Origin of the sequence: Marinomonas foliarum (genome assembly GCF_003337275.1) — a bacterium.
GTDB classification, from domain to species: domain Bacteria; phylum Pseudomonadota; class Gammaproteobacteria; order Pseudomonadales; family Marinomonadaceae; genus Marinomonas; species Marinomonas foliarum.
On the sequence record NZ_QPJQ01000027.1, the window covers coordinates 1 to 14,580 of the forward strand.

General features: G+C 42.4%; 11 protein-coding genes. 3 read left to right on the forward strand and 8 right to left on the reverse strand.

What is annotated here, in order from left to right:
• Nucleotides 1-249: 249 nt before the first annotated feature.
• The 5 genes from DFP77_RS13535 to DFP77_RS13555 all read right to left on the reverse strand — a co-directional run bounded on the left by DFP77_RS13535 (nucleotide 250) and on the right by DFP77_RS13555 (nucleotide 5,747).
• On the reverse strand, nucleotides 250-1,419 hold the full coding sequence (locus DFP77_RS13535) for a cation diffusion facilitator family transporter (RefSeq protein ID WP_114412778.1): 1,170 nt from the start codon (nucleotides 1,417-1,419) through the stop codon (nucleotides 250-252).
• 318 nt (nucleotides 1,420-1,737) lie between these two features.
• The gene (locus DFP77_RS13540) at nucleotides 1,738-2,634 is read right to left on the reverse strand and encodes a recombination-associated protein RdgC (RefSeq protein WP_114412779.1); all 897 of its coding nucleotides are present in this window, start codon (nucleotides 2,632-2,634) and stop codon (nucleotides 1,738-1,740) included.
• 2 nt (nucleotides 2,635-2,636) lie between these two features.
• A complete protein-coding gene (locus tag DFP77_RS13545; protein WP_114412780.1) occupies nucleotides 2,637-3,215 on the reverse strand; it encodes a thymidine kinase in 579 nt (192 codons plus the stop codon).
• Between the two features lie 97 nt (nucleotides 3,216-3,312).
• Nucleotides 3,313-3,624 (reverse strand): LexA regulated protein, encoded by a 312-nt coding sequence (ybfE, locus tag DFP77_RS13550; protein WP_114412781.1) that lies wholly within the window; start codon nucleotides 3,622-3,624, stop codon nucleotides 3,313-3,315.
• Between the two features lie 74 nt (nucleotides 3,625-3,698).
• A complete protein-coding gene (locus tag DFP77_RS13555) occupies nucleotides 3,699-5,747 on the reverse strand; it encodes a carboxy terminal-processing peptidase (RefSeq protein WP_114412782.1) in 2,049 nt (682 codons plus the stop codon).
• A 122-nt stretch (nucleotides 5,748-5,869) separates the two neighbouring features.
• Here DFP77_RS13555 and DFP77_RS13560 point away from each other — a divergent pair, with 122 nt between their 5' ends.
• Nucleotides 5,870-7,168 (forward strand): M18 family aminopeptidase, encoded by a 1,299-nt coding sequence (locus tag DFP77_RS13560; RefSeq protein WP_114412783.1) that lies wholly within the window; start codon nucleotides 5,870-5,872, stop codon nucleotides 7,166-7,168.
• 85 nt (nucleotides 7,169-7,253) lie between these two features.
• On the opposite strand, the gene DFP77_RS13565 is transcribed toward DFP77_RS13560, so the two are convergent.
• Together DFP77_RS13565 and DFP77_RS13570 are read right to left on the reverse strand one after the other, a co-directional pair.
• Nucleotides 7,254-8,582, reverse strand: coding sequence for a TolC family outer membrane protein (locus tag DFP77_RS13565; RefSeq protein WP_114412784.1), 1,329 nt, complete (start codon nucleotides 8,580-8,582; stop codon nucleotides 7,254-7,256).
• A 196-nt stretch (nucleotides 8,583-8,778) separates the two neighbouring features.
• Nucleotides 8,779-10,011, reverse strand: coding sequence for a hypothetical protein (locus DFP77_RS13570; protein WP_114412785.1), 1,233 nt, complete (start codon nucleotides 10,009-10,011; stop codon nucleotides 8,779-8,781).
• A 121-nt stretch (nucleotides 10,012-10,132) separates the two neighbouring features.
• Here DFP77_RS13570 and xni point away from each other — a divergent pair, with 121 nt between their 5' ends.
• Nucleotides 10,133-10,915: a flap endonuclease Xni gene (gene xni / locus DFP77_RS13575; protein WP_114412786.1), complete on the forward strand. Its 783-nt coding sequence runs from the start codon at nucleotides 10,133-10,135 to the stop codon at nucleotides 10,913-10,915.
• A 182-nt stretch (nucleotides 10,916-11,097) separates the two neighbouring features.
• Nucleotides 11,098-12,579 (forward strand): glutamate--tRNA ligase, encoded by a 1,482-nt coding sequence (gltX, locus tag DFP77_RS13580; protein ID WP_114412787.1) that lies wholly within the window; start codon nucleotides 11,098-11,100, stop codon nucleotides 12,577-12,579.
• An 83-nt stretch (nucleotides 12,580-12,662) separates the two neighbouring features.
• Here gltX and DFP77_RS13585 read toward each other — a convergent pair whose 3' ends face one another.
• Entirely contained in the window at nucleotides 12,663-14,552 is a 1,890-nt protein-coding gene (locus DFP77_RS13585; protein ID WP_114412788.1) for a methyl-accepting chemotaxis protein, read from the reverse strand.
• Nucleotides 14,553-14,580: the final 28 nt, after the last annotated feature.

Sequence of the window (14,580 nt, forward strand, 5' to 3'; positions counted from 1 at the left end):
AACAGCATCTTTGTGCTCAGGTCGCGCACGAGCTCACCGATTTCCCGATGCGATAAGTGCTAGCTAAACACCCATCAAGAAGAGATACAAGGTCGTGCCTTTAGGCCGACAAAAAAGCTCTCAACACAAGATCAAAACCTTCTTCACGAGAATGACGTTTTGTTGTGCTAAAGCACGCCCCAAAAAGCTAATAACGACATTTTAGGCCTTGTCGGGATAAATCCCCGACCTACAAAAAACCATGGCCGATTAACTTTCATGGAAGGCCCAAAGCACGGTGGCTTTGTTGATATAGCTCGTTGTTTGTAGCTCCTGCAAAATTTTTGCAGTCAGTTGCGCTAGGTCGGCACCTTCGGGAGTGCTGGCCGAGTTAGCAATGATTTCTAAATCAAGTTTGTTATTTAAATAGTGCAGGCGAGAGTTTGGTATATCCACATAGCCTGAATGCTGGCGCAGTAAAAAGCCCAAATCGGCCAATATTTGATGGCGTGCTGGTAGTTTTAAATGTGGTGGCTTTCCAGATTTGTGAGTAAAACTGTCTGTCTGGATTGTTTCATCTGTATCCACGTGAACCATCACATCTTCTACTTGTGAGTGCGCTTGCTTGATAGTGTAAGCGACCAAATCCCCAAGGTAGTGACCTTCACTGACGCTCGCATGGCTGGGCACATGGATGTGCATGTCTAGGTAAATTTTTCCCGCCATGGATCTTGCTCGCACGTCGTGAGGCGCCATGACATGTTTTAGGCTGTTGGCGGTTTCTTTAATTTGTGCAATGAGCTTTGGGTCCGGTGCGGTATCCACAAGTTCAGCAAGGTTTTCCCAGACCATACTGATAGCCATTTTGCCTATTAATAGAGCGACAATAATGGATGCCACCATGTCTGCCCAGCCATAGCCAAAGTAAACACCAATCAAACCAATTAATACTGCTACAGAGGAAAGCGCATCACTACGGCTGTGCCACGCATTGGCAACCAACATTTTGCTGCCAATTTCATCACCGGCTTTTTTTGTGTAGTGGAAGATAGCTTCTTTCACTGCGATGGTTGCCACTATGGCAGTAAGTCCGTACCAAGTTAATTGGGCTTGTGATTGTTCTGCATTGATGGCTTCGTAGCCAATGCCAAACGCAACCACGATAAGTACCATGCCTAGAAAAACGGTGGTTAATGTTTCGAATCGAAGGTGCCCGTAGGGGTGGTTTTCATCTGGCCCTTGGCGTGAGTTTGCTGAAGCAAAATAGACAAATACGTCTGTGACTAAATCTGATAAGGAATGGATTCCATCGGCAATAAGGGCTTGTGATTGTGAAAAGTAGCCCGCGACAATTTTTGCTAATCCTAATAGGGCGTCCCAAACCGCGCCAACCAGAGTCACTCTTTTGGCAATATCTTCTTCTTTTTTAAGTGTTGTCATGCAGTTAGGGACCTATTTTGATATGCGACAATATGATGGGGGCTATTTGTATCGTTTTCTTAAATTGACTTAATTTATCTAAAGTTTTTAAGAAGGTTTAAAAAATTAAGTGGTTGATTTTTATTTTGTTTTTAGCTTCTTTTTCTGGTTGCTCTGACGTTTCAATATTCTAAATGACACATCAGGGTGTTTTAAATTTTACGGTTTTTTATTGAGTGTTTTGTCAGATTGCCTTGTTATCTGGCTTTGCGAATGTTCTCCCCAAGCTTATCCACGATATCTGTGGAAAAGCTTGGCAAGCCCAATGAAAATGGCGCTTTAATTGATTTCAAACCACAAGCAATAGGAAGTAAAAAACTCTCTCATGGTAAGAGACATTAGGGAGAAGTTTGCATCCATGTCTGATAAACCACCACCTTGAGAGTCATTAAATGCTGCTTCTTTTAGTGCGTCATCAAATTTAATTTTGCGTAATGTTAGGTCGTCATGAAGTACGAAGCTTAGTTTATCTGTCCAACGTAGGCCTAGGTTTTTCACTGCCATGCCTTGCTGCAAATGACGTGTAACGTCTTCAGATAAAGGCTCTAGAGACTTAAAGCGAATTGTTGCTTTGTCTTCAGACGCGTCTTGGATTTCACATTCGTCACCGGTTTCTAGGCTGGCTGGCACTTCATTTTTTACTAGCCAATCCGTCATCAGTGATGACGGTGAAACCTGTGCTTGCAAAGGCGTCATTGGGAAGCTGCCAAGCGTCGTTTGCAAGTGCTTAAACAACTGTTCTGTCATGCTGGCGTTTGTGCTGTTGAGAACCAGTATTTTGGCTTGCAAATCAATGTATGCCCAGATGTCTGTGCGCTTAGAAAAGGCTTTCGGACGAAGAGTAAAAACCAATTCGTCTTTCATGTCGGATTTTTCTTTGCGACCTACTTTGCGACCTTCAATCAATTCGATTTCAGCCACTTTGGCTTCCAGTTCTTCCCGTACCACGGCAGAAGGCAAAACTTTTTCTTCTTTACCTGCACGGAATAGCAAACAACGGTCACTTGCTAAGCTCCATTGTTCGCTGTTACGAATAAGTGGAAGCCAGCCGAAAGAGAACTCTTCTTGAGATCCGCACTCTTTTAATGGGAACTCAGGAATTTTGTCGATGAGTTCATTGGTATCTAGTGATTCGGTATCTTTTAGTTGGAATATCTGGGCGTTCTTGAACCACATAATTAGTCTCTCACGGCTTCTTTAAAGTGTTTTCGGCAGACGGACAAGTAGCGGTCGTTACCGCCTATTTCTACTTGAGCGCCTTCTTTAACAGGGGTTCCTTGTTCATTAAGTCGAATGACCATGGTGGCTTTGCTGCCACAATGACATACGGTTTTCAATTCAATTAACTTATCAGACCAAGCCAGTAAGGCTTGGCTGCCTTCGAACAGCTCTCCTTGAAAATCGGTGCGTATGCCAAAAGCGAGCACAGGAATGTGCTGTTTATCGACAATTTCAGATAACGCATAAACTTGTTCTTTGGTTAAGAATTGCGCTTCATCAATCAATATACAGCTTAATCTTTGCTGATTGATTTCATTTTGAATTAACGCAACAAGGTCGGTGTCGTTATCAAACAAGCAAGCTTCTGCAGATATGCCAATACGAGAAGCGATTTGCCCTGTTTCAAATCGGTCATCTATCGATGCTGTAAGAAGTAAAACCCGCATGCCTCGCTCTTGGTAGTTGTGAGCAGATTGCAGTAAAACGGTGGATTTTCCTGCGTTCATCGCGGAGTAATAAAAATACAGTTTGGCCATATCGAGTCTGTTTTTCTGTTTGCTGTTTAAAATGGCTGGCTAGTATAGCAAATCACTATTGTTAGTGGTTCTTTTTCATGGGGATAATTTACTCACTTTACCTGATGGCTTTGGCCACCGTCTTTTTGGATTTGGTGGTTTTGCTATTGGTGAGGGAGCTATTAACTTGTAATGTTAGCCATTCAGCGCGCTTTAAGCCCTTTAGATCACAGAGTTGATCGAGTTTCTCAAGGACTTCTTGCTCTATGAGAAGTTCTAAGCGTTTTAACCCTTGTGCTTTTTCTTTCTCACGTTGCGCTCGCTTATTGATTTTGAGCTGATCTTTTCTTGTGAGAGGTTGGCTTCTAGGGCGGCCTGGCGATTTGCCAAATAGATCTATGGTATTGCGGTCGGATGAGGCTTTGGCCATGGTATTAGGTACGTTCGTTTTGGTGAGTTAGAAAAGGGCAAAACGCATTATTGATTCGTTTCGCCCTTTATAGACTAGTTTTTTGCAGTTTTCTTATCTGCTTGTTCTTGTGCCATTTGGTTGGTGGCGATGAAGTCTAACAAAATCTCAGACGCTTCTTTAGCGTAGGTATCTTCTTCGACAGGTTCTATATCGTCAACCGATTCTAGCGCTTCAAGGCCGAGTGCTGTGCGACGTGTGTTTTCGCGTTCCAGTTCTCTTTCTTTGCTTTCTTCTCGCTGTTTTATGCGCTCTTCTTCATTCAATGAAATTGTTTTGTAGGTTTCAACTTGTTTTTTGAACTCATCGATTTGTTCATTAATCGCAATAAAATTAGGGTCCTTTGCCATTCTGTCTTCATGACGAGGCTCTAGAATTGGCAAGTACGCAGGCATGTTCCAGTAAACTGGGTAGCGTGTTTCATGAATTTTATCCCATGGTAACGGGTTGTCTAGCGCGCTCTCTCCAATAGTTTCTTTATCTATCAGAGAAGGGAAGGCTATGTCTGGCATGACGCCTTTGTGTTGGGTACTTTCACCCGATACACGATAGAATTTAGCCTGTGTTACTTTAAGCTGGCCTTTGTCCAACTCTTGTAATACTTGGACGGTCCCTTTCCCGAAGGTTTGGTCACCAAGAATAAGTGCACGTCCATAATCTTGTAATGCGCCAGCAACGATTTCCGACGCTGATGCACTCATACGGTTTACTAGGACTGCCATAGGCCCGCTGTAGGCGATACCAGGGTCAGAGTCGCCTAATGGCGTGACACGTCCGCTTTGGTCTCGTATCTGAACCGTAGGGCCAGAGGGTATAAACAAACCTGCTAAGGCGTTGGCTTCTTGTAATGAGCCGCCACCATTGTTGCGTAGATCTAGAATTAGCGCGGAGATATCTTCTTTACGCAGTTCTTCTATTAGTTTTTTAGTGTCACGAGTGGAACTTTTGTAGTTTTGATCGCCAGCTTGGATAGCGGCAAAATCAGAATAAAAAGTCGGTAAGGTAATGACGCCGACTTTGTATTTTTCACCATCACGTTCGACTTCTACAACTTCTTTTTTGGCAGATTGGTCTTCCAATTTTACTTTCTTGCGTACTATGCTGATTTTTTTGCTAGTTTGCGTGTTGCCTTTACTGGGCGTTACTTCCAATGTCACCTTGGTGTCGCGTTCACCGCGGATCATATCGACAACGTCGTCAAGGCGCATGCCAACCACATCAATCATTGGTTTGCCTTCTTGGCCAACGGCAATGATTCTATCGTTAGGAGAAAGGTCGCTTTGGCTGGCTGCTGGTCCACCAGGTACTAGGCGAACGACTTTTGTATAATCATCTTCCATTTGTAATACGGCGCCAATCCCTTCAAGAGATAGGCTCATATTGATATTGAAGGTCTCAGACGCCCGTGGGGCAAAGTAGCTGGTGTGAGGGTCTAAAGCAGCGGTAATGGCATTAGCAAAGGTTTGGTAGACGTCGATAGCGTTAGTCTGGTCAACCTGCTTAAGTTGATTTTTATAGCGACGCTCAAGGACCGAAATGATTTTTTCTTCGTCTTCGCCATTTAACTTTAGGGTCAGCGCACGATTTTTCAGGCGTTTACGCCAGTAATCATCGAGTTCGGCTTCGCTGGTTGCCCATTTGAGAGCCTCTGGGTCTGCGTTTAAGGCTTCGTCTACTGTGTAGTCAAATCCCTTCACCATGTCTGGAAGTTGGCCTTTAAGGTCGAGCAAACGTTTTTCAAGGCGCTCAAGGTAAAGGTTATAAATGGTATACGCAACCTGTGTGTCGCCATTACGCAAAGCGTCATCTAGGCTGTTTCTGTATTGAGACAGCTTCTCTATATCGCTTTTTAGAAAGAAGCTTTTGCTGGGATCGAGTGCTTCAATGTAATAATCAAACGCTTTGGCCGAAATGGTATCATCGATCAGAGGTCTGTTATAATGAATGCCTTCCAGCATTTCGACTAGTTCTTTGGATACTTTGTCATATTCATGAGGAGGCTGCAGCTCCTGATAAGCAGACACAGAGGTGGAGGCAAAGGTGTAGCCGGTTAAAAGGCAAAGCAAAAGGCGTTTATAGTTCATCCGGAATGTTTTCTCTCTGTCTATTTAATACATCATTAGTAAAATCATATTAGACACTGAGCTGTAAGGCTAGCTTAAGTGTTAAAAAGTCACTTTTTTAAAGCATTGTGCTATAGGATATTATGGAATTTTCAAACTTTAATGATTCTTTACTGTCATTTCTTCACGCTTCGCCCACACCGTTTCATGCCACCGCAAGCATGCGTAATGCATTACTTGCGGAAGGGTATGTCGAGCTATTGGAAGAAGATAACTGGGAAATTGAGGAAGGTGGGAAGTATTTTGTAACGCGTAATGAATCATCTTTGATTGCTTTTACCACGCCCCAGCTAACCATGCATCATACCGGTTGGCGAATGATTGGAGCCCATACGGATAGCCCTTGCTTAAAATTGAAGCCGAATGCACAAGTCGATCGTTTTGGTTACCACCAGTTGGGCGTTGAGGTTTATGGTGGGGTTTTGCTTCACACTTGGTTGGATCGAGATTTATCGATTGCTGGCCGTATCACGCTAAAAAATCAAGAGGGTGAGATTGTTAGTCGTTTGATTGACTTTAAAGACCCGATTGCGGTTGTGCCAAATCTAGCGATTCATTTGAATCGACAAGCTAATGAAGGCTTCTCAGTTAATCCACAAGAAGAAATTTTGCCGATTTTGTGTGGGGCTGAAAATGAGTTTGACCTACATGAGCTCTTAAAAGGACAGCTGCAAAAGCAATACCCAGATTTGTCCATTGCTAGTATTTTAGACTTTGAACTGAGTCTTTATGATACGCAGCCGCCCGCATTGGTTGGTTTGCATAAAGAGTATATATGCTCCGCTCGTTTGGATAATTTGTTGAGTTGTTTTGTTGGTTTGCAGGCTTTGCTAGATGGTGATCAACAGCGTCCAAGTTTGCTTATCTGCACGGATCACGAAGAGATTGGTAGCTTGTCTGCTTGCGGTGCGAATGGCCCATTTTTAGAAGATGTATTGCATCGTTTAACGCCAGACCCAGAGCAATATGTTCAATCTATTCAGCGCTCCATGTTGGTGTCTGCGGATAATGCTCACGCTCTTCATCCGAACTATGCCCACAAACATGATAAAAATCACGCGCCTGCTATAAATAAAGGGGCAGTAATCAAGGTGAATGCGAACCAACGTTATGCGACGAATAGCGAAACAGCGAGCATTTATCGTGATATCGCAGCCGAAGAAAATTACGATGTGCAGTGCTTTGTCGTTCGTAGTGATATGGCTTGCGGTAGCACAATTGGCCCAATCACATCAGGTGAGATAGGGGTTCCCACTATTGATATTGGCTTGCCGACGTTTGGCATGCATTCAATTCGTGAGTTGGCGGGAAGTCGTGATGCTTATGGGTTGTATAAAGTGCTAGCTCGTTTTACAAAACGAGATAAATTGATCACTCGATAGGATCGAAAGAGTGTTGCTGTAATCAATAAAAAAGCCGCAAAACAGTGTTTTACGGCTTTTCTTTATATGAATAGCAATGGACTGATTAGTTTTTAGCAACCAACCATTTGTCTAATTCTTTGATCTTGTCTTCCGTTAAATCTCCAGTGGCTTCCAGAAGATTGAGTTTCTGCAAGACAAAGTTATAGCGGTATTGTTCATAAGTATTTTGTGCATTGAAGAGATTGGATTGTGCGTCCAATAATTCAACAAGGTTACGAGTACCAACATCATAGCCAGCTCTTGTTGCTTCTAATGCGCTTGTTCTAGAGCGGATTAGCTGCTGTTGGGCATCGATTTGAGCAACGGCAGTTTGCAAGTCGAGATATAGGCTACGGATGTTAAGCTCAATGGACTGAATAGAGCTTGCTCTTTGTTCGGTGACAGACTCAGCTTGTGACGTTGCTTGGCGAACCGAAGCGCTGATTGCGCCACCGCTGTATAGCGGAATGCTCACACCTAATCCGATGGCGGCATTGTTTGTTACGCCATCTTGCATGGAAGCAGGCGCACTATTGCTATAATCAGTGTCTGTTCTTGATATAGAGCCTGTTATGGCAACTGTTGGTGTGCGGCCATTGGCTTTTTGGATATTGATGTTGTTCAGTGCACTTTCTAGAGAAAGGCTTAGAATTTTCAGATCTTTGTTATCTAGTCGAGCTTTGGCAATCAAAGAATCCACTGTCATATTAGGGTCTAAGCGAATAGGGTAGTCTTCTGACAGTTGCGGAATGGTCCTGATCTCTTGGCCTGTTCTTTGGAACAAGGCTTTTTGAGCATAAGACACGCTAGATCGGGCACTTAATTCAGTTACTCTAACAGAGTCATATTCAGCTTGGGCATCTTGCAGGTCAGTAATGGATGCCAAACCTACTTCATATTGCTTTTTAGCGCGGTCTAGCTGACTTGCTGTGCTTTTTACTAATGCTTCAGTTGTTTGAAGTGTGGATTGCGCAATTAACAGGTTGAAGTATTCCGTTAAAGTTTGAAGAGCAAGATCTTCAGAGGCGTTCTCGTAGCTAATACCAGCACTTTTTGAGTCTAACTCAACTGCGTCAACCGCATAGCCAAGTGCAGGTGAGTAAATCGGGTAATCTAGCTGCAATGCTAATGAGTTTGAGGTGCTGTCAAAATCACTCGAAGAAGTGTCTGTTTTATCGTAACCAAGATTGCCGTTAAAAGAGATGCTTGGGTATAAGTTCCCTTTGGAAACTGTCACACCTTCTTTTTGTGCTTGGTAAGTGGCTGCTGCCGCTCTTAGACTAGGGTCATGCTTTTGGGCTAGTTTGTATACTTCGTATATGCTTTCAGCTTGAGCAGTCGCGCTAGTTAGCACTGCTGCGGCAATGAGTGATGATATAATATGCTTTTTCATAGATCTCTGTGGGCTCGTATTATGAAATATAGTTATAATACTACCTTAAGTTTTTATCTTGTGGCAGTGCTTGTGTTGCTATATCTATTATGACTATTGACCATATCATAACGAATTCTTTTAAATGGTGTTCGATTGTGAAAAATTAATGCAAGAGAAGTGAGGATTTAACCTCATTTCCCTTTATTTTGCGCAATCAGTTTTTCAGTTCTATTTTATAGGTCATTGTCTTCGTCGAATTTGCTTTGATACTTCCGCTAAGATTTATGCCTTTGGCATTTGATTGAGTTGCCGTGTCGCTTTCTAATAACTCTACGATACTATTAGTGCTGTGTTCGACAGAGTATTGCTGTGCTTTATCTGAATGGTTTTCGATTGTAGCAGTCCAGACTTGTGTAGTGGGGAGCTTTTCAGATGTTGCACTTACAAGGGTAAGATAACCGGTTACATCTTGGCTTTTATTGGTGGTCACTGTAAGAGGGTTATTTGCTCGAACAGTATTTAATGTAATGGTGTCACTAGGGATCAGTAAACTTCCTTTTTTCCAAAATGTTTTATATGCCCCAGGGAAGCCGTCTTTAGGTAATGAAAAGCGCACGGTATTATAAAAGTTAAGGTCGATTTTCCCTGAGCTGTTTCCATAAGTATATAAGTTGGCTTGTTGGGTCTGCTTCTCTATTTTACTTTTGCTGCTTGGCAGCGATATTAGGGTATTGGAATAAGGCGAAATAGAAAGAGAGTTTTCTTCCAGTGGGTAACTTATTTCGTTGTCTTGGTAATTTACCTCTTGTTTCATGTCGCCCATAGCAAGAGAGCTACGTTCTATTTTAAAGCGCTGCGGGTTAGCGTTATTTGAGTAGTGTAACAAGCTCTTTCGAATATCAATCTGTGTGTTTGAGTGATTACTCAATAGGGCTTGTTGAGAAAGGGTGACCTGATTATTTTCAAATATTAGGCTGAGCTGTGGTGACCAAGAGAGTTGGTTAGTTTGATAGCTTACTGGAAACGCGAGTGCAGCTTGATCTTTCTTAGGCTCAGATTTTTCCAGAGGAATTAGATAAAAGTCATCCAGTGGTAATTGCGTGAGACGGCCATTAATCGAAAGCCACATACTGCGGTTATTTTGTTGTATTTGGGTGAGTGTGCCTGTGTAGTTTAAGTCTCTTTGTTTATGTTCGACCCTTACTTCTTGGCCAACTTCATTGATCCAATTAGTTGATGAATCATTTTGTAAGTGGGTGATAGGGGCGAAGTTGTCTTGTAAGGGGAGCAATGTCCCAGAGATTGGAGACAGACTTATAGTCGGGTTGTTTTCAACTATTTGACTGTTACTTAAGCCAATAACCGCGTCTATTGGGGCTGCAAAAATAGGTTGAGTTAAGGTACCTAAAAGAACGCTTACATATACGTAGGTTGGTTGCTTTTTCATAACAGGGTCCTTTTGTGTTATTGAGATTTCATCATACTAGTTATCGTGATGCATGTTTACACATGTTACCCTATTAATGAATTTTGTCTGTAAAGCAAAGAAGTAAAAATAAGGGTTTGATGTGGATAAAAAATTACTCATTATTGACGGTTTAAATTTAATTCGTCGACTGTATGCTGCATTAGAATCCGAGCAAGACTTAGGGCGTCGAGTGGAGCGTACGCAAAGTATTGCGATAGAAGCTTTGGCGAAGCTCTCCCATCAGTTTGAACCATCGTATGCCGTGGTTGTGTTTGATTCCAATGGAAAAACCTGGCGTCATAAAGTGTATCCAGAATATAAGCTTGGCCGAGTACCAATGGATGATGCTTTATTGGACTCATTAGCGGATTTTGCCCGCGTCTTTCGCTTTAATAATTGGCCGTGTCTAAGAATAGATGGCTGGGAAGCGGATGACCTCATTGCAACGTTAGCTGTCAAAGCGGCACAGAATAATGTCAAATCTTATATCGTTTCTACGGACAAAGGCTTCACGCAATTGCTGGGGGATGATCGTATTCTACAATACGATTATTTTGCCAAATTGGGGTATGACAAAATTTGGGTGCCCGGTAAATATGGTGTGGAACCTCATCAGTTAACTGATTATTGGGCCTTGGTTGGTGATACAACAAACCGTATCCCAGGTGTTAAAGGGATTGGCCCTAAAACCGCACTGGGTATTATTCGTGAGTTCCCAACGATTGAAGATATTTATGCCAATACAGCGTCATTTTCGGAACGTATTCAGAAAATGTTGACAGGTGGATACGAGCAATGTCTTCTATCTCGATCCTTGGTTGAATTAAAAACCGATGTAGATATCGGTGTTCGACTTTCCCAACTTCGTTATCAACACAAATAAGCAATTAGCATAGTCAGTTAGAGATTTTATTTACTTGATTTTGCGGACGCCTAGCGGATGTGCAAGTAAAGTTTCATGAATATCAAACATCTAAGCGGAAAAGATAGTTCAGCCCTCTTACTCACAAGCTATGAGAGGCTTATAATAGTGATATTTTCAGGCAACAGATAAATGAGATTGTTATGTCAGAGGTAAGAACACGTATTGCGCCTTCACCAACAGGTGATCCGCATGTAGGAACTGCTTATATCGCGCTATTTAACATGGCGTTTGCTCGAAAAATGGGCGGTAAGTTTATTTTACGTATTGAAGATACGGATCAAACTCGCAGCACGCCAGAGTCTGAAAAAATGATTTTGGACGCACTTCGTTGGTTGGGTCTTGATTGGGCAGAAGGTCCAGATGTTGGCGGAGAATACGGCCCTTATCGTCAAAGTGAAAGAGGCGATATTTACGGTCAGTATGCACAAGAACTGATTGAAAAAGGTCATGCATTTTATGCATTTGAGACAACGGAAGAGTTGGATCAGATGCGCATTGAACAAAAAGAGCAAGGTCTGCCGCAAAAGTATGATGGTAGAGCACTCAAGCTGAGCCAAGAAGAGATTCAGGCAAAACTTGATGCGGGTGTTCCTTATGTTGTCCGTATGAAAATTCCTGAAGAGGGCGTTTGTGTTGTTCAAGATATGCTGCGTGGCTCGATTGAAATCGATTGGGCTCAAGTGGATATGCAGGTATTGTTGAAAGCAGACGGCATGCCGACTTATCATTTGGCAAACGTTGTTGATGACCATTTGATGAAAATCACCCACGTTATTCGTGGCGAGGAATGGATTAACTCAGCACCTAAGCACATCTTGTTGTATCAATACTTTGGTTGGGATATGCCGACATTGTGTCATATGCCACTTTTGCGTAACCCTGATAAGTCTAAGTTATCAAAACGTAAGAACCCGACGAGTATCTTGTACTATCAACGTATGGGTTATATGTCTGAAGCGGTAATCAATTATCTTGGCCGTATGGGCTGGTCTATGCCTGATGAGCGTGAAAAATTCTCGCTTGATGACATGATTGAGCATTTTGATATTCAGCGCGTTTCTTTGGGTGGCCCTGTTTTTGACGTTGAAAAATTGAGCTGGTTAAACGGTATGTGGATTCGTGAGAACCTATCTCCGGAAGCTTTTGCTCAGAAATACGTTGAATGGGCACTTAACCCAGAATATTTGATGAAAATTTTGCCTTTAGTGATGCCACGAGTAGAGACGTTCTCTGATGTTGCTGATGTGGCGGGCTTTTTCTTAAAGGGTATGTTGCCTATAACTAAAGAAGATTTCTCTTCGATTAAGATGGAAGAAGAAACGCTTCGTAAAGCGATGCAGTTTGCCTTGTGGCGTCTAGAGGCGTTGAGCAAATGGGAAAAAGATAACATCTTTAATGAAATGAAGGCGCTAGCACAGGTTATGGAAATTAAGCCGAAGGATTTCTTTGCGCCTTTATTTGTGGCTATTTCTGGCACAACAGCGTCTGTTTCTGTCTTTGATTCAATGGCGATTCTAGGTTCTGATATTTCTCGTGCACGCATGCGTACTGCGGTTAATGTTTTGGGCGGACCGTCTAAGAAAGAAGCTAAGCGTTGGGAAAAAGAATTTGCTGATTTGTAACAATCAGTCATTTCTGGCTCATAGTAAATGAGACAAAAAAAACCGGCTTAGGCCGGTTTTTTTTGTCTATTATTTGTATTGCATTAACGAGTTGTAAAAACGCTCGTTTTCTTGTCTAGGCTGCTTACCTGATTGTGGATATCACGGGTATTGCCTTCAATGCTGTTGATGTAGCTGTTATCACGTTGAAGTTGTTGGGCAATCTTGTCCATCTCCTCACTCATGTGTACCGCTGTTTTAGCTACTTCTTGGATGGATCTTGCCATATCAATAGAAGACGCAGAGCTAGTCTGTGCATTTTGTTCTATGTCTCGAATAGCAAGTTCGGCTTTCTCACTGAACTCTTCAATGGCATGTAAGCTTTCTTGACCATTTTGCATTGTCTCTATCGCCGTTTGAGTAGATGTTTGAATCGTACTTACAATGTCGGTGATTTTCGCTGTTGCATCTACGGTTTTTTCTGCAAGAGAGCGTACTTCATCTGCCACGACTGAGAAACCACGGCCAGCTTCACCTGCACGTGCAGCTTCAATGGCTGCGTTTAGTGCCAATAAGTTAGTCTGATTAGCTAGATCGTTGATCATGCCGATGACGTTGTCGATGTCTTTAGACAGTTGGCCTAGTTCGTTAAGTTGCTGGCTGGTTTTATTTACCACGCTGATGGTGCTAGACAGGTTGGATAGCGCACCTTTAATGGTTTCAGCACCTACTTTAGCAGACTCATAAGTATGTTGGGATTGGCTGCTTAGGCTTTCTGTGGTGTGTGAAATGCTTGAAATGGTGGTGGAGATCTCTTCTGTAGCGGCAGCTAGGGAGTTTGTTTGTTCGCTAACTGAACGATTGCTCTGAGCAATGTTTACAACAGATGTATTAAGTTCAGATACCATGTTGTTAACACCTTGTGTGGTATCAACGACTTCTCCAATAACGCTGCCTAGTCCATTTGTCATTTCATTGACCGAGCTACATAGAGAGTCAAACTCATCGTTGCGTTTATTATTTACATGCAGGCGTGCAGTTAGATCACCGCTTTTCACTTTGCCTAAATCTTTAATGATTTGACTTAGTGTTTTGTTAACGCTACTGCCGATACCCATCATCATTAGTGCTGAGATAATAGCAACAATTACACTGACAATAATTAGGCCGATACTGGCTTGCTGGGAGCTTTCGGATGCTTGTTGGCGTGCATCCAATACTGCTTTTTGCATGTATTCAGTAGCGACTAATCGTGTTTGAGCGAAGTCGCTTTTATTTACAGAGAATTGTGACTGTAGATTGTTTAATACTTGGTTTTCTTTGCCAAAGTTTTCTACGGCAGCAAAATACTGATTAATGACTTCGCCAAAGCGCTCTTCTAGACCAAAGTTTGTTACGCGTTTGTAGAATTTTTCATAGCGCTCCATGAAGGCTGCTTTGTTTTCTGGAGTAGGTTCAAAGATGAAGTTCTTTTCTGCTTCCCGAACAGGCAAGAACTCTTGTTTCACAAGGCTCAAGAAAGAGATGTCATCTGTTACTTTTTCACCAAGAGCGGAGATTTCACCTTTAAGGCCTGATGAACCGTTAAAGCCAACTTTTTGTCTCTGATTAACTAGCTGTACCAATGAGTCATTGTAATTGGCTAAAGAAGTGATAATGCTATTTAGGCTTTGTTGAGCCTGTGCTTCATCTTCAAGAAGCTCTAGATCTTTTTGAAGTGTTGCCATAAAAGCTTCATTGCTTGTTTGCAACTGCTCTAAATAGCTTTCGTAGGACGTGTTATCGACAGCAGATAGAGATTCATACTCTTCCATTAAGGTAATAATGAGAGTTGATAGGTTCTTATCAACACTTGTTAGTCGTTCGAATTTTGATGAAGATGTTTCTTGGACGTTTAACCCTTGCAGAGCAACGGCTGTGACAACAATGAACCCAAGAATAGCAGCGATCAGTAAGGAGAGTAATTTTGTACGAAAACTAAGGTTTGCCAACATAATATATCCTGCATTTTTTTATTATAGG